We start from the raw sequence: 16,201 nt of genomic DNA, 5'->3' as shown, positions 1-16,201 counted from the left end.
TATTGTTATGGATACGAAATTAACCTTAAAGCTGGATAAAATTGTTATTGAAAAAGCAAAGGAATATGCTGCTTCCCACAAACGAAGTTTGTCTGCAATTATAGAATCCTATTTACAATCCTTAACGGGAATAGGTGATACAGATAATATTGAAGAAATTGAAATAACCCCTTTTGTAAGAAGTATGTCATCAGGATCAAAATTACCACCTGATTTTGATGACAAAAAGGAATATAGGTCTCACTTGGAAGAAAAATATAAGTGAAAGCTAAATTATTCCTTGATACAAATGTAATAATGGATTTGCTGTCTGAAAGGATCCCATTTTACAATTCGATTGCGAAAATTACTTCACTTGCGGATAAGGGGGAAATAATAATGGTTGCTTCTGCTTTATCGTATACGACAATAAATTATTTATTGACTAAGATTGATCGTGTTGATATAGTTCGTGATAAGCTTCGGAAATTTAAGATTATTTCAGAAGTGGCAATGCTTGACGATGAAATAATTGAGAAAGGATTAAATTCGAATTTCTCCGACTTTGAAGATGCAATTCAATATTTTAATGCCTTGAAAGCAAATTGTAATATTATTGTCACAAGAAACATCAAAGACTTTAAAGAATCACAATTACCAGTCGCCGGATGAATTTTTAGCGAGTATTAAGAAAAAATAATTTTAATCCTCACATCCACTTACTCAAAAACTGATTAAAACTCTCCTTATACTGGTCACTTACCGGAATAGTCACACTTCCAATCTGAATAGAATTTCTCGTAACCGCACCGATTTTATCCAGGTTGACAATAAACGACCGATGTACCCGCATAAATTTTGCCGGCGGTAATTTCTCTTCCAAAGCTTTAAGACTGGTAAGCGAAAGAATCGGTTTCGTATCAGATTTTAGGATGACTTTGACATAATCTTTCAAGCCTTCAACATATAAAATATCGTCGTAGGCAATTCTTACGAGCTGATATTCAACTTTCAAAAATAAATAATCTTCCCTCATTTCTGGTGCTGAGCCATTAGCAGCTCTTTGCACCAGATCAACATATGCTTTTCCCTTGGTAGCGGCTTTCAGGAATTCTTCGTAATTGAAAGGTTTCAGTAAATAATCCAGCGCATCAACACGAAAACCGTCCAGTGCAAATTGATTGAATGCAGTTGTAAAAATAATCCTTGGTCCCTGATTTCCTGATTTTTCAATAATTCTTGCCAGTTCAATTCCAGTAAGATCCGGCATTTGTATGTCCAGAAATATCAGGTCGACGGAAAGTTCATGAATTGCTTCTAATGCTTCTACGGCACTGGAATATTTTCCAGCCAGATTCAGGAATGGGGTTTTATTGATAAATGCACAAACCAAACCCAGTGCAAGAGGCTCATCATCTACGGCGATGCATTGTAATACGTTCATGCAGTTTGCAGTTCCAGATGTACTTCAAATTCTTTTTCGCTGGTATTTTCACTTACATCGAGCTGGTATTTTCCCGGATAAAGTAAGTCGAGCCTTCTTTGTGTATTGGTAAGACCAATTCCATTACTCTCATCCAGCAATGTCCTTTTTTCCGTAAATAAAGTATTACGGACATCAATATAAACTTTTTGACCTTCCTGCCAGATTTTGATATCAATATGACTGGGCTGAACAGCGCTCACCCCATGTTTGAAAGCATTTTCAATAAAAGGTAAAAACAGCATCGGCGCTATGGAAACATCATGAAGCGGAACCGGAGGTTTCAGGCTCACAGTTACTTTATCCGTAAGTCTCAATTGCATAAGCTGAATATAATCCTGAGCAAAAGCAATTTCCTGACTTAATAAAACAGTACCATGCTGGGTTTCATAAAGTACGTAGCGCATCATACGCGAAAGTTTATGCAAAGCCTCCCTGGCTGCTTCTACGTCAATTACGGTGAGTGCGTATATATTGTTTAATGTATTGAAGAAAAAATGCGGATTAATCTGCGCTTTCAGAAACGATAATTCCGAATTTATTTTTTCCTGTTCAAGATTTTGTCTGTATTGTTTGTCGCGTTCTGCATTTTGGACGGCGGCCACGCTGGTACTAATTCCAATAATAATTAATGCCGTAAGCATGGAAAAGTAATCCAGTTTGTCATGCGTTTTTTTATCGCCATTAGCCTCTCGTGCTAATTTAAAGGCACGGTCCATCTGCTCACTATGTTTGATATAAATTTTGACCTGTTCCATAGTTGTAGCCAATATAAGCACGGACGCAATATTGAATAATATAAAACGCCAATACCGGTTTTTAGCCAAAAATTTTGGAAACCAGAAGTATACATTCAGATAAAATATAACGATCAGGAGAGAGAATAAAACGGCCTGCTTGATCCAGAAGGAAATTGGAAACTGAATTTGCCAGCTAAGCGGCTGCCACATTAGAAACAAAGCCAGAAAACTCCAGCCCAGGAGATGTAAAAAGAACGGGGGATATTTTTTAACTGTGGGAGTATCCATGCAAATATTTTTATTCAGCGCTGATTAAATCAATCGATCACGATACAATCTTACTGTGAAAATATCAAAGTGCCTAGTCCAATCGATCAAAGTATGTTATAAATCGACCGTTAGGCTAAGAGCGTCTATGAGTGAATTTGGCGAAATCATGAATTGGGAAAATCAAATACTGGAATAATTATTTAATAATATGAAAAACAGCTGTTTGTGGAATCTTTCCTTCAAACCAGCGGTGTTCGCTACCCTCTCATCGTCCAGAAATGCCTTTTGATCGGTATTACCTAGCTTTCCATCTATTGCCTTTTTTTTACAGTTTAATAGATACTTATTTTGAACTTGATTTATACACAATATATTGCCCCAATGACCATGAACATGAAGAAACAATTTACATTATTAGCACTGATCCTGGGACTCACAACTTCTGCATTTGCACAATTTGGTGGCGGAGGAGGTGGTGGCGGAGGCCGTCCTGGTGGCGGAGGCGGCGATTTTCAGCGCGGTGGCGACAGACAAAAAGCTGCTATTCCGGGAACACTTGATGATGCACCAAAAGGAAGTGGAAAAATAAGAGGGATTTTAGTGGATTCACTTACTAAAAATCCGGTTGAATTTGCTGCATTGGCACTTATAGACGATAAAACAAACGCACCCGTTGACGGTACTACGACCGACGAAAAAGGTGTTTTTAGCATGACCAAGGTTGCTTCGGGAAGTTTCAAGATTTTAATTTCTTTTATCGGTTACAAAACAAAAACCATTAAAGGAGTCAAAATTGATAAGAAAACAGATCTTGATCTTGGCTCGATTGTACTTTCGCCGGACATCGTTCAGCTGAATGAGGTTCAGGTTGTAGGTATGGCACAAATGATTGAAGAGAAAGTGGATCGCCTTGTATATAATGCTGAAAAAGATATTACAAGTAAAGGTGGTGACGCAAGTGATGTAATGCGGAAAGTGCCGATGCTTACGGTGGATTTGGACGGAAACGTCTCACTTAGAGGAAACTCGAATGTTCGCGTTTTGATCAACAACAAGCCATCAACGATGGTAGCGACCAGCGTTGCAGATGCGTTGAAACAAATTCCTGCGGATATGATCAAATCGGTTGAGGTAATTACTTCGCCGTCAGCAAAATATGATGCGGAAGGTTCTGGTGGTATTATCAATATCATTACTAAAAAGAGTACGATACAAGGCGGAACGCTGAATCTTGATACGGGTGTTGGGAACCGTGGTTCCAATTTAGGTTTAAGAGGAAATTACCGCACTGGAAAACTTGGTTTCAATTTGGGAGGTTTTGGCCGGTTTAACTATCACCAGCCGGGAAGAACAGATAACTTGCAAACAGGTGATGGCTTCTCAGTTTCACAAATTACGAAATCTAAGAATAACGGTGCTTTTGGTTCTTATAACCTGGGAATGGATTATGAAATTGATAAGAACACGACAATTTCAGCGGGTATTCGCTACGGTTTAAGAAATGCACTTACACCGCAAAATATTTTGACAAATAATACACAGGCCGGTGTTACAAAATCTTCTTATCGTGATGTTGATGTAAAAGATTTATCAGGAACATGGGATATCAATGTTGATTATATCAAAACATTAAGCAAACCACAGCAGGAATTAAGCATCCTTGGTCAGTATAGCCGCAATAACCGGACAAATGATTATGATGCAGATTTGTATTCTTACAGTAATAATGTAATTGGTGAAGTTGTAGGCCAGTCGGGTAATAATAACAAGAGCTCGAACCAGGAAAGTACGATTCAAATCGATTATGCAACTCCGATTAAAGATAACCAGTTGTTAGAAGTCGGTGGAAAAGGAATTTTCCGTCAGGTGATCAGTAATTATAGTTATTTCACAAACAATGTACAAGATTCTGTAAGTAGCCTTAATTATGATCAGAATGTTGGAGCAGGTTATGCATCTTATACTCTGACCACGAAAAGTAAATTTACTGTAAAGGGAGGAGCGCGTTATGAATACACTACAATTGATGCAAAACAGGCAGAAGGTGGAAATCTTAATTTGCCTTCCTATGGAAATCTTGTTCCGAGTTTGAATGTTTCTAAAACTTTTGGAAAAGGACAAACGATTAAGCTGGGCTATAACCGTCGTTTACAGCGTCCGGGTATTCAGTTTCTGAATCCTAACACAAATGCTTCAAACCCGCAAAATATTACAAGAGGAAATCCTAATCTTAAACCTGAATTAACAGATCAGATTGAGTTGGGGACAAGTTTTTTCAAAAATAGTTTGTATTTCAACGTATCGACTTTTGCGCGTTTTACGAATGGTTCGATTGAAAACATTCGTACAACTAATGAAAATGGTGTAATTACTACCACGTACGGTAACATTGGAGAGAAGCAGAACTATGGTGGAAATATCTTTGGTAATATTACACTATTCAAAATATGGTCTGTTGGTGGTGGACTTGATGCCTACTACGTGAATTTGAAAAATAACAGTCCGTTGGCAGCACTTCAATCACATAACAGTGGTTTCGTTGTTAGTGGCCGTTTCCGTACAGGTGTTACCTTGAAAGGTGGCTGGGGAATCCAGGGTGGTGGTTTTGCAAGAGGTAAAGAAGTTCAGCTGCAAGGTTCCGCAGGTGGTTTCAGAATGTATGACCTTGGTATCAAGAAAGATTTCAAAAATAAAAGAGGAAGTTTAGGTTTGGCCATGGAAAACTTCCTGACCAGTGCCTTGAAAATGAAAACGGATCTTTCATCCGCAACATTTGATCAGGTTAGTACTATGTATCGTTACAACCGTGGTTTCCGCCTTAACTTCTCATACCGTTTTGGTAAGATGACTTTTGTGGAAACAAAACCACGCAAAAGGAAATCGGTTAGCAATGATGACCAGAAAAGTGATGGTGGCGGAAATGACGCAGGAGGAGGTGGAGGCCAGCAGGCCGTACCAGCAGTCACACCGGCTATTACGCCAGGGGCAGCAGGTCGTCCGCAAGGAGGTTTTAACCGCCCGCAAGGACAAACTGGTATGGCTCCAAAAACAGCAGCCGACAGTACCTCTCGTAGAATGGGAGCGAAACCTGCTGGTTCAACAGATAGCACGCTTACAATTACACCAACTGCGCCGGCTGGTATGGATTTACTTCCAAAATCAGATGGCAAGTTTGGAACAATGGATAGCACAAATGTGAAGCCAGATAGTACAATGGCAAAACCGGTCATTTCTACTCCTACAACACCGGCAGACAGTACTTCTCAAAAGAGACCGGTAATGGTACTTCCAGCCGGAACGACAGATAGTACGCAGAAAAAACCGGCAGTTATTGTTCCTGCAACGCCGGCAGATAGTACAAAGAAACCCGCAGAAACTGTTCCTCCGATTAAAAACTAGAATCGGCTCTTCATGAAAAAAATCCCCGTTTGCCAGGCGCAAACGGGGATTTTGCTTTTATTGAAAACGATAAATTTTACAAAGTACCGTTTTGTGTCTTAATATCTTTTAAAATTCTGTCAGCTCCGGCTTCAAGTAATTCGTCCGCCAGGGCAGTACCCAATTCTTCCGGGAATGCGCTTGATCCGCTTTCTGAACGGCGGATTAATTCCTGACCATCAAGACTTATAATTCCGCCTGAAATTGTGATTTCATCATGGTTTAAAATCGCCAAAGCAAAAACAGGGATACTGCAACCGCCTTGTAAACGTTTCAAAAATGCTCTTTCAGTCCTTAAACAGATTTCTGTCTGTTCATGATTAAGCAATTTTTTTAAAGTATCTTTTTTCTCCTGCGAGAGAGAAACTGAATTTTCTATGGCCACACTTCCCTGTCCAACGGCAGGTGTAAATTCGTCAAGCAGCAAATGTTCAGCAATTGATCCGTCATATTCCATGCGGTGAACGCCGGCATAAGCCAAAAGCAAAGCATCACATTGTCCTTCTTCAAGCTTACGAAAACGTGTTTGCAAATTGCCACGCATATCAACGATTTTGATATGGGGATAATAATGTTTCAGAACAGCAATTCTTCTGGTGGATGAAGTTCCGACTACAAAAGGTTCTCCGCTGCCAAGGGAAAGAGTTGTATTATGGCTTACCAAAACATCATTGGCATGTTCTCTTTCTGTGAAAGCAATTAATTCAAAATCATCATCCAAATGCGATTGAAGATCTTTTGCACTGTGCACAGCGATATCAATATCACCGCTTCTAAGCTGATCTTCCAGTTCCTGTGTGAAAACGCCTTTGCTTCCTATTTTAGATAAAGAGCGATCCAGTATTTTATCACCTTTTGTCTCTATAATAACGATTTCGGTAGTAACACCTCCTTTTTGGAGCAGATCTTCAACATAATATGCCTGCCAAAGAGCCAATTTACTACCGCGTGTTCCTATTTTAATATGCATGATTCTTTTTTAGCTGTTAGCTTTTGGCTGTTAGCTTATTTATTGTTTAAGACAGATCGTCTAATTTATCGAGACAAATTTAAGCGTTACAATTTATTTTCTAAACCCCAACCGTATCCCCTTCATCCGTAATAATTTTCTCTTCAATATAGGCAACAATCAAAGAGGCAACATCGATCCCGCTGATTTCCTCGATACCTTTTAATCCGGGTGAAGAATTTACTTCCATCACCAACGGTCCGCGTTCTGATTGTAATAAATCAACTCCGGCAATTCTTACACCTAATGCTTTGGCAGCTGCGATAGCGGTACGTTCTTCTTCCGGCGATAATTCCACGGCAAAACCTTCACCGCCACGGTGCAGATTGGAACGGAAATCACCTTCATGTCCCTGACGTTTCATTGCTGCGACCACTTTATTTCCAATCACAAAAGCACGAATGTCTGCACCTTTGGATTCGGCTATAAATTCCTGGATGAGGAAATTGGCACGTAATCCGTAGAAAGCTTCAATCGTGGATTTGGCAGCTTTGGTTGTTTCCGCCAATACTACGCCAACTCCCTGAGTCCCTTCCAGCAATTTGATAACAACCGGAGGGCCGCCTACCATATTGATCAGCTCGGTAACCTGGGCAGGATTTTTGGCAAAAACAGTTTTTGGAATATCTACGCCCGATTTCGCAAGTACCTGCATACTGCGCAATTTATCACGCGACCGCAAAATCGCCTGAGATTTTACGGTTGTAAAAACTTTCATCAATTCAAACTGTCTCACAACAGCACAGCCAAAAGCATTCACGGAAGTCCCGATTCTTGGAATGATCGCATCGATTCCTTTTATCGCTTTTCCTTTATAAATGACAGTTGGTTTTCCTCCTTCAATCATGACAAAGCACTTGACGTGGTCAATAACCACAGCCTGGTGACCTTTCTTTTTGATTGCCTCCACCAGACGCTTCGTTGAGTAAAGGTCAGGATTGGTGGATAATACGGCGATTTTCATATAAATCTAGTGGATTAAGCGAGTAGGGTTGGCCTCAGTATCAGGATTCTTTTTGTGCCTGATTTTGTCAGCATTTTGTTTGGCGGAAAGATCTTTTTGTGATACGTCAACGATAAAACGCCCTTTTAGTAATTTTCTTCCGAGCAATATCGGATAGCTCATCTTTTTACGGTTAGCTAATGAAAACTCGGTACGTATTTTTCTGCCGAAAATGGTGATCTGCGTTTTAATTACATATCGTTTTTCCTCCTTTCCGGAAGAATTTCTGACAACGGTTTCCTTGAAATCGCTCACAGTAAAAGATTGTTCAGGCGCCCCTCTTTTTGCATCAAGGTAAAAACATAATCTTTCATGTTCACCTTCTTTGATCAGTCTCACACGTGCACAATGAATGGCGGAAGTGGTTGCTCCCGAATCAACGCGAACGGGAACGTGATACCATCCAAGTTCTGGTAAATCTACAATATCGGTTGCGCCGATAAGCTCAATTTTTTTTTTCATCTGCGTTGAAAAAATGGCGCAATAGTCAATGATAAATCAAGAAAAACCATTTTTGCCCTGACGTTTCGTTCTATGTGGTAATAAGCAACGTTCACTTCCTGAACCATATTTTCCAAAGCGTCGAAATTAACTGCTTTTGAAAAATTCTGCACGAAAGTAAGTTCTTCCTGCGGAACCCGCAATAGCTCCGCAGCTCCCTGGCTCCATACCAGCATATCACGGAAAAGCCTTAGAGCATATTCGAAAAGCCCTTTTTGCTTTTCTTTGTTCATACCATCAAAAGCATCAGCCAGTCTTACAAGGCTAGCCACGTCGTATCTGTAACAATACCGCATCCATTCAGCAAACCACGCAGACCGGTCATCAGAAGTTTCATTAACAAGACGCAGCGCTTCAGATAAATTTCCATCACAAAGATAAGTAATCTGGTTTGCTACGGCCTCACTGATAGATTGTTGTTTCAAAAACTGACGAACTTCTTCATCCGAAAAAGCAGGAACGGCAACGCGTTGTGTTCTTGAAATGATGGTAGTCAACAATCGGTCAGATTGGTCACTTACCAACAGGAAAAGTGTTTTATATGGCGGCTCTTCAAGAATTTTCAGCAATGCATTTGCCGAAGAAGCATTCATGATTTCCGGCTTCCATATTAAGAGAATTTTATATTCTCCCTCGTAAGATTTAACAGAAAGTTTTTTTAGGATTCCCCTGGCTTCTTCCACTGAAATGTTTCCCTGCTTGTTTTCAGCAGTTATAAAATCCAGCCATTCAGGTAAAACTCGGTAAGGCGTTTCGAGCAAAAATGTACGCCAAAGTGGTAGAAAAGCTTCACTGGTATTTCCGCTTATCTTTTTAGAAGTAGCAATCGGAAAAATAGAATGGAAATCCGGGTGGATTAATTTATTCATTTTTGCGCAGGAAGCACAAACGCCACAGGCATCTTCCTCGCTCCGGTTTTCACAATTTATATAGGTCGCAAATGCCAGTGCCAATGCCAATCCTCCGCCTCCGCTTGCACCATCGAACAGCAATGCATGGGCCAAATGGCTTGTTTGCACAGAACGAATCAATGTAGATTTAATAGGCGCCAGTCCTGGAATGTCTTTAAAAAGCACGTTGGTTTTGGGTTAATCTATTTTTTAATTCTATAATGTTAACGCTGATTTTGTGTTTGATCAAAAACCTGTTTCATTATATTCTCGTCGGACTCATCAAATGTCACACCACGCCGGTTAACAGTATCTTTTGCAACCGCAACAGCTTTGTCAAAACGATATTCAGTTAATCCTTCCGCATTTCCACCCCAGGAAAAAGAAGGAACATGTTTGGATTGAAAACCGGCTCCAAAAACATTTACACTTACGCCAACAACCGTTCCGGTATTAAACATGGTAGAAATTCCGGCTTTGGAATAGTCTCCCATAAATAATCCGCAAAAAAGCAAACCGGAACTTTCCAGTTTTCCAGTTACGTAGCTATGAATTTTTACAGCGGTATGGTCATTTTTCAAATTCGAGTTATTGGTATTTGCGCCCAGATTACACCATTCGCCCAATACCGAATTTCCCAAATATCCGTCGTGGCCTTTGTTACTATATCCAAAGATAACACAGTTACTCACTTCGCCACCCACTTTACAAAACGGTCCGACGGTAGTATTAGGACGTATCTTAGCTCCTTGTGCCAGAACCGAACTTTCTCCAATCGCAAAAGGACCCTGGATAGTAGCGCCTTCTTGAATAGAAGCATTTTTTCCAATATAAATCGGTCCGTTTTCCGCATTTAATATAGCAGCTTTGATTACCGCGCCTTCTTCAATAAATATATTTTCAGGATTATAGCAATGTGTGAAAGGATCGGTAATTTTCTCTGATTTCTTTGAGGAAGTTATTCTGGCAAAATCAGCTTTTATCTGTGCGCCATTATTTAAGAATATATCCCAGATCTGACGAATAATAATTACTGGTTCATTATATATCTGACTGACCAGTTTATCAGGTTTTTCGGTTGGCGACCATTCCGTTGAAGAAGTTCTTACAGCAAGAATTTCATTTTCTTTTGATAAAAGAACAGATTCCGGAGCAAGTTTTTCAATCGCCGCAAGAAATGAAGCATCCGGGCAAAGCGCTCCATTAATATATAAGTTGTCTTCGGATTTTTTAATTGGAAAACGATGAGCAAGATATGATTCCGTTTGATAGGAAATATCGGTTTGAAACCATTCACTCCATTTTTCAGCAATAGTCCGGATTCCACAGCGAATTCCTGCAACCGGTCTGGTGTATGTAAAAGGCAATAATTGTAATCTAATTACTGGATCGTCGAACAGGATGATACTACGCATATTCAGTTTTAGTATGTATCGCCAAAGTTCGGCCATTTTTTTGGTACCGACAAAAAAAGAAAGCAGTCTCTGATCGCTTTCGCTTTGAGACTGCTTTCTTTACGACTGTTAATCCTTTAATAAGATTAAGCTTCTTTTGTACCGTAACGTTTTCTGAATTTATCAACACGTCCCGCTGTATCAACAAGTACATTTTTACCTGTATAGAATGGGTGAGACTTAGAAGAAACCTCCACTTTGTAAACAGGATAAACTGTTCCATCTTCCCAGGTAATGTTTTCGCTGGTTTCGATTGTAGAGCGTGTAATAAACTTGTCGTCGCTGGATAGATCCCAGAATACTACTTCTCTGTAATTGGGATGAATATCATTTTTCATTGGTATATGCAATTATGTGTTTCTATACAATTCTCAAAAAGGATTGCAAAAGTAAAAATTCTTATCTATTAAACCAAGCAAATCTGAGTTATCTTTCTCAATATCTATGCGATGAGTCTAAATTATTCAAAATCAGACCTCGCTAATCTGCTTTTGAAGTACTTCAATACCTTTTTTCGACTGACTATCGAAGTCCTGATAAACAAAACATTCAATAGAAAGTCCGCCTTTATATTTTATTTTTTTCAAAGCACTTAAATAGGGTCTGAAATCATCTCCCGCAACACCGGGCGGTGTGCGGTCCTTTTTTTCGGCAATATGGCAATGCACAATATGCTTTCCGTATTTCACAATCTGGTCTGCCGGCTCGTCTTCTTTTGACATATGGAAAATGTCGCAAAGCAATTGAAACGACGGGCTATTAACAGCGTCAATAATTTCAACGCCTTCCGCCAAACTGTTTATAAAATTAGTTTCTCCGCGATTTAGAGGTTCCAACGCAATTTTGACTCCATACTTTTCCGCAAGCGGCGCCATTTTTTTACTTAGTTCAATATGCTGTGCTTTTGCCTTGTCACGATCAAATCCTTCCGGAATAATCCTGGACGCGCCGCTGCCAAATACAATATATTTTGATCCGCATTCTTTCGCACGTTTCAAAGCAAGATCGGTTCGTTGTAAAATGGCTTCATGATTTGCATCCGGGCCCAATGTTTTTAGTTGTCCTGGCAAAAGGATAACATAGGAACGGATTGGGAATTTGTCGTCTTTCAATTGCTGGAGATTTTTGGCATACTGCAAATCCCCATCTTTCGGAATAAGAAATCCACCAACAGATTCCTCTATGTACGAGCAGCCATATTGTTTCAATAAGTCGGCCTTTTCATAGGATGCATAAACACCCAGAGGCAACGAAAACTTTGAAGATATTTCAGAAAAATCGCTAGCTTGTACAAGTGTCTCCGCACCTATGATCAAACCGGCAGAAATACCTGCGGTTTGTTTCAAAAAATTCCTTCTTGATTGAGGCTTTTCAGGCTGATCCATTTGATTAAAGTGTAAGTTAGAAGAAATGCAAGTAGTTGAAATAGTTAAAGTAATATGTAGAGAAATTTACCCGCGTTTTTAAAAAAGTTTACAAATTTTAAAATTTGCCGTTAAGTAAATTTTTTATAATTAATTGAATATCAATTGTTATACTAACTTTCATTTCTTGTTTAAATTAGGTTGGTTAAAAAAAAGTTTGCAAATTTTTTAGGAAAATTGAAAAAAGTTTTTTTTTAAAATCTTTTCCGTCTGTTTTTTTGCTTAAATCACTTGTTACGAGAATTTTAACAATTTGTTAAACTTGGATGTTGAAATTTGTGCTTTAAAAAGCGTAAAACCCAGTTGCACTTTCGATTTATTTTCACGTATTTCATGGAAATTTTTTTCAGATCCCTCCCAAAATTCATTAACATTCTTTAAATCTTTCACCTCAGAAAATATTTGACATGTCCATGTACGTAATAAAGCGTGACGGTCGCCGTGAGTCGGTAAAATTCGACAAAGTGACTGCCCGTATTGAGAAGCTGAGCTATGGCCTCGATAACAATTACATCCAGCCGATAGAGGTAGCTAAAAAGGTTGTATCCGGAATCTACGATGGCGTTACGACGGCCGAACTGGATAATCTTGCTGCGGAAACCGCTGCTTCCATGACTACCAAGCATCCTGACTACGCTATTTTAGCAGCCCGGATTGCGATCTCAAACCTTCACAAAAACACATTGAAGTCGTTTTCGGCGACAATGAAACGTCTTTACACGTATGTTGACAGCAAAACGGGTGAAAATGCCTCGTTGATTTCCAAGGAAGTTTACGAAGTAATTCGTCAAAATGCTTCATTACTTGATTCTACTATTATATATGACCGGGATTATGCTTATGATTATTTCGGTTACAAAACGCTTGAAAAATCTTACTTATTAAAGGTAGACGGTAAAATCGTTGAACGTCCCCAACAAATGCTGATGCGTGTTGCAGTTGGTATTCATCAGGACGATGTTCAGGCGGCGGTTGAAACATACCATTTGCTTTCTGAAAAATGGTTTACGCATGCAACGCCTACATTGTTTAATGCAGGAACGCCAAAACCACAAATGTCTTCTTGTTTCCTTTTAACAATGAAGGAGGATAGTATTGAAGGTATTTATGATACGTTAAAGCAATGTGCCTTGATTTCTCAATCTGCCGGTGGTATTGGTTTGAGCATTCACAATGTACGTGCGACAGGTTCGTATATTAAAGGTACCAATGGAATGTCAAATGGTATCGTGCCGATGCTTCGTGTATTTAATGATACGGCGCGTTATGTTGATCAGGGCGGTGGAAAACGTAAAGGTTCTTTTGCAATATATATGGAACCATGGCATGCTGATGTTTTTGATTTCCTTGATTTAAGAAAAAATCATGGTAAGGAAGAACAACGCGCACGTGATCTTTTCTACGCTATGTGGATTCCGGATTTGTTCATGAAACGTGTGGAAGCGAATGACACCTGGTCATTATTCTGTCCGCATGAGTGTCCCGGATTATCTGATACGCACAGTGAAGAATTTGAAAAACTTTACGAAAGATACGAGCTTGAAGGAAAAGCACGTAAAACGATAAAAGCGCAGGATCTTTGGTTTGCAATTCTTGAATCGCAAATTGAAACGGGTACGCCTTATATGTTGTACAAAGATCACGCGAACTCGAAATCAAACCAGAAAAATCTGGGTACGATCAAGTCTTCGAACCTTTGTACAGAAATCATGGAGTATACAGCTCCTGATGAAGTAGCGGTTTGTAACCTGGCTTCGATCGCATTACCGAAATTTGTTGAAATGAAAGCGGACGGTTTTTACCGTTTCGATCACCAGAAATTATATGAGATCACAAAAGTGATCACCCGCAACCTGAACAAGATTATTGATCTTAACTATTATCCTGTTCCGGAAGCTGAAAATAGTAACAAAAGACATCGTCCGATCGGTATTGGGATTCAAGGTTTGGCAGATGCTTTCTGTATGATGCGGATGCCTTTTGATTCGGAAGAAGCGCGTCAATTAAATAAAGATATCTTCGAAACCATTTATTATGGTGCAATGGAATCTTCTATGGAGTTGGCAAAACTTCACGGTCCATATCAAAGCTGGGAGGGAAGTCCGATTTCACAAGGTATTTTCCAATTTGACATGTGGGGTGTTAAACCAGAAAGTCAGCGTTGGGACTGGGGTAAACTAAGAAAAGAAGTAATCCAGAATGGTGTAAGAAATTCTTTGTTGCTTGCTCCTATGCCAACAGCTTCTACAAGCCAGATTCTGGGTAACAATGAATGTTTCGAACCATTTACTTCCAATATATATGTACGACGGGTTCTTTCAGGAGAGTTTGTGGTTGTGAACAAATACCTCTTGAAGGATCTTGTGAGACTTGGTCTTTGGGATGAGGAAATGAAAAATAACCTGGTTCGTGCCAGCGGGTCAGTTCAGGCGATTCCAAATATTCCTCAGAACATTAAGGACCTTTATAAAACAGCCTGGGAAATTAAGCAAAGAAGTATTCTGGATATGTCTGCTGACCGTGGTGCATTTATCTGCCAGTCGCAGTCACTGAATATTTTCCTTGAAGAACCGAATTTTGGTAAACTGACTTCAATGCATTTTCATGCCTGGAAAAGCGGCTTGAAAACAGGTATGTATTATCTACGTACTCGTGCAGCCTCTGCCCCTGTTCAATTCACATTGGGCAAGCAAGCAGAAGCACAAATCGAACCGGTTACAGAAGTGGTTGCGGAAAAAGCGCTTAATTACGTTCAGTATGCCGAAGATCATACAAAACCGGCAGCACCTCGTGATAGCCGCGCAGACATGCAGTGTTCGCTAGATGATCCGGAAGGATGTGAGGCATGCGGATCTTGATCTGGTAAAATACAATATAATGAACGGGCTCTCAGTTTTAATTGAGAGCCCGTTTTGTTTTAACGGATGCTGATATAATTTGGTATTGAAATCTGATCAGTATCTAAATTGGGGGTATTGAATTAAAATTAGCCATATGATGAAAACATACTTAACAGTTCTTCGGGCAATATTAATGCTTACAACGGTTTCTTTGCTGGCACTTGGAGCACTATTCTCTTATCAAAACTGGGTGGGTAGTAAGAATCTGTTATGGATTGGGCTGATATTATTTATGGTTATGATTTGTGATCATTATATAACTAAAAGAATTCGTCTTAAGCGGGACATTCAAAATCAGAAAGATAATTAGGTATAGGAGGTAGTTTAATATAAGAGTACTTTTAGCCATATTTTCTTTCGGGTTTACTTTCAATTTTCCTGCTGTATCACTATCCTTTCAATAAATTCTGAATTATCAAGCTCCATCGGAGCTCCCTGTTTCTAGCCAGAAATTACCCATTGCAATTTTTCCGACTCCATAGGAGCCACCTGTGAACAATCTGTGAAACTAATAATCTGTAAAACCATTTTCCATTTCCTTATTATAGTAGTGTAAAAACTACGAGTAAATGGCTCCTCCCTGAAAGCTCCGATTGTTTTCTTCTGCCATGTCCAGTATTAAATGATCCTTTATCCCAACGATGCCGGGAACGAGCAATCTCTTTAAGTGCTTTTCTAACCTGTTTTACTTTCCCAACCTATCGCCCCAAAAAAACTTCAAAAAAACTTTGGGGTGGATTTTCCTCATTTTGAGCTTCTTACAAATTATTTCAAAAAAGATTTTGAAATAATTTGTCTTTGCACTTGCGTGTTAAAAAAAAAGGCTGCACTTTTGCACTCCCAATCGGGTAGTACGGCGCTGAAAACGATCAGCGCGACAAGTTTCGGAAGATGCGGAGCACAGTTCTTTGACATGATGAAGAGAGTAACAAGATAGTTCGTTTAAGAAGATAACGTGGGATCTTTCGGGGTTACCACAAAACAAAATTTACAATGGAGAGTTTGATCCTGGCTCAGGATGAACGCTAGCGGCAGGCTTAATACATGCAAGGCGAGGGGGCAGCAATGTCACCGTCGTACGGGTGCGTAACGCGTATGCAACCTACCTTC

The 16,201-nt window shown here is 39.6% G+C and carries 13 protein-coding genes and 1 rRNA gene; 5 read left to right on the top strand and 9 right to left on the bottom strand.

Annotated features, from left to right (window positions below):
* Positions 1–7: 7 nt before the first annotated feature.
* Both IEE83_RS25325 and IEE83_RS25320 read left to right on the top strand, forming a co-directional pair.
* Positions 8–265 carry a DUF6364 family protein gene (locus tag IEE83_RS25325; RefSeq protein ID WP_194123574.1) on the top strand — a complete coding sequence of 86 codons (258 nt, stop codon included), beginning with the start codon at positions 8–10 and terminating at the stop codon, positions 263–265.
* A complete protein-coding gene (locus IEE83_RS25320; RefSeq protein ID WP_310588587.1) occupies positions 262–651 on the top strand; it encodes a type II toxin-antitoxin system VapC family toxin in 390 nt (129 codons plus the stop codon). The genes IEE83_RS25325 and IEE83_RS25320 overlap by 4 nt, the downstream gene beginning before the upstream one ends.
* Positions 652–688: 37 nt before the next feature.
* Here IEE83_RS25320 and IEE83_RS25315 read toward each other — a convergent pair whose 3' ends face one another.
* Together IEE83_RS25315 and IEE83_RS25310 are read right to left on the bottom strand one after the other, a co-directional pair.
* On the bottom strand, positions 689–1,423 hold the full coding sequence (locus IEE83_RS25315) for a LytR/AlgR family response regulator transcription factor (protein ID WP_194123573.1): 735 nt from the start codon (positions 1,421–1,423) through the stop codon (positions 689–691).
* Complete coding sequence (locus IEE83_RS25310; protein WP_194123572.1) at positions 1,420–2,490, bottom strand: sensor histidine kinase; 1,071 nt, start codon at positions 2,488–2,490, stop codon at positions 1,420–1,422. The genes IEE83_RS25315 and IEE83_RS25310 overlap by 4 nt, the downstream gene beginning before the upstream one ends.
* 375 nt (positions 2,491–2,865) lie before the next feature.
* On the opposite strand from IEE83_RS25310, the gene IEE83_RS25305 reads away from it, so the two are divergent.
* Positions 2,866–5,871, top strand: a complete 3,006-nt coding sequence (locus tag IEE83_RS25305; RefSeq protein ID WP_310588586.1) for a TonB-dependent receptor — start codon at positions 2,866–2,868, stop codon at positions 5,869–5,871.
* Positions 5,872–5,947: 76 nt separating this feature from the next.
* Here IEE83_RS25305 and hemC read toward each other — a convergent pair whose 3' ends face one another.
* From hemC to IEE83_RS25270, 7 genes are all read right to left on the bottom strand, one after another.
* Entirely contained in the window at positions 5,948–6,880 is a 933-nt protein-coding gene (hemC, locus tag IEE83_RS25300; RefSeq protein WP_194123571.1) for a hydroxymethylbilane synthase, read from the bottom strand.
* A gap of 100 nt (positions 6,881–6,980) precedes the next feature.
* Complete coding sequence (rimK, locus tag IEE83_RS25295; RefSeq protein ID WP_194123570.1) at positions 6,981–7,883, bottom strand: 30S ribosomal protein S6--L-glutamate ligase; 903 nt, start codon at positions 7,881–7,883, stop codon at positions 6,981–6,983.
* 6 nt (positions 7,884–7,889) lie between these two features.
* A complete protein-coding gene (locus tag IEE83_RS25290; protein WP_194123569.1) occupies positions 7,890–8,384 on the bottom strand; it encodes an ATP-dependent zinc protease family protein in 495 nt (164 codons plus the stop codon).
* Entirely contained in the window at positions 8,381–9,499 is a 1,119-nt protein-coding gene (gene holB / locus IEE83_RS25285) for a DNA polymerase III subunit delta' (protein WP_194123568.1), read from the bottom strand. The genes IEE83_RS25290 and holB overlap by 4 nt, the downstream gene beginning before the upstream one ends.
* A 38-nt stretch (positions 9,500–9,537) precedes the next feature.
* Positions 9,538–10,728: a putative sugar nucleotidyl transferase gene (locus IEE83_RS25280; RefSeq protein ID WP_194124809.1), complete on the bottom strand. Its 1,191-nt coding sequence runs from the start codon at positions 10,726–10,728 to the stop codon at positions 9,538–9,540.
* 125 nt (positions 10,729–10,853) lie between these two features.
* On the bottom strand, positions 10,854–11,105 hold the full coding sequence (locus IEE83_RS25275) for a type B 50S ribosomal protein L31 (protein WP_194123567.1): 252 nt from the start codon (positions 11,103–11,105) through the stop codon (positions 10,854–10,856).
* Between the two features lie 132 nt (positions 11,106–11,237).
* Positions 11,238–12,152: a sugar phosphate isomerase/epimerase family protein gene (locus IEE83_RS25270; protein ID WP_194123566.1), complete on the bottom strand. Its 915-nt coding sequence runs from the start codon at positions 12,150–12,152 to the stop codon at positions 11,238–11,240.
* A 452-nt stretch (positions 12,153–12,604) separates the two neighbouring features.
* Here IEE83_RS25270 and IEE83_RS25265 point away from each other — a divergent pair, with 452 nt between their 5' ends.
* Positions 12,605–15,049 (top strand): ribonucleoside-diphosphate reductase subunit alpha, encoded by a 2,445-nt coding sequence (locus IEE83_RS25265; protein WP_194123565.1) that lies wholly within the window; start codon positions 12,605–12,607, stop codon positions 15,047–15,049.
* A gap of 1,032 nt (positions 15,050–16,081) precedes the next feature.
* Positions 16,082–16,201 (top strand): 16S ribosomal RNA (locus IEE83_RS25260); the annotation flags it as partial.

This window comes from Dyadobacter subterraneus (genome assembly GCF_015221875.1).
In the GTDB taxonomy this organism is placed as follows: Bacteria; Bacteroidota; Bacteroidia; order Cytophagales; family Spirosomataceae; genus Dyadobacter; species Dyadobacter subterraneus.
Note: the sequence above shows the minus strand (reverse complement) of the source record. Positions and strands in the feature narration are given on the sequence as shown.

Excerpts from the sequence above, each read along its gene's own strand:
- IEE83_RS25325 (WP_194123574.1), top strand. The coding sequence starts at position 8 with ATGGATACGAAATTAACCTTAAAGCTGGATAAAATTGTTATTGAAAAA.
- IEE83_RS25315 (WP_194123573.1), bottom strand. The coding sequence starts at position 1,423 with ATGAACGTATTACAATGCATCGCCGTAGATGATGAGCCTCTTGCACTG.
- IEE83_RS25310 (WP_194123572.1), bottom strand. The coding sequence starts at position 2,490 with ATGGATACTCCCACAGTTAAAAAATATCCCCCGTTCTTTTTACATCTC.
- IEE83_RS25305 (WP_310588586.1), top strand. The coding sequence starts at position 2,866 with ATGAAGAAACAATTTACATTATTAGCACTGATCCTGGGACTCACAACT.
- hemC (WP_194123571.1), bottom strand. The coding sequence starts at position 6,880 with ATGCATATTAAAATAGGAACACGCGGTAGTAAATTGGCTCTTTGGCAG.
- rimK (WP_194123570.1), bottom strand. The coding sequence starts at position 7,883 with ATGAAAATCGCCGTATTATCCACCAATCCTGACCTTTACTCAACGAAG.
- IEE83_RS25290 (WP_194123569.1), bottom strand. The coding sequence starts at position 8,384 with ATGAAAAAAAAAATTGAGCTTATCGGCGCAACCGATATTGTAGATTTA.
- IEE83_RS25280 (WP_194124809.1), bottom strand. The coding sequence starts at position 10,728 with ATGCGTAGTATCATCCTGTTCGACGATCCAGTAATTAGATTACAATTA.
- IEE83_RS25275 (WP_194123567.1), bottom strand. The coding sequence starts at position 11,105 with ATGAAAAATGATATTCATCCCAATTACAGAGAAGTAGTATTCTGGGAT.
- IEE83_RS25270 (WP_194123566.1), bottom strand. The coding sequence starts at position 12,152 with ATGGATCAGCCTGAAAAGCCTCAATCAAGAAGGAATTTTTTGAAACAA.
- IEE83_RS25265 (WP_194123565.1), top strand. The coding sequence starts at position 12,605 with ATGTACGTAATAAAGCGTGACGGTCGCCGTGAGTCGGTAAAATTCGAC.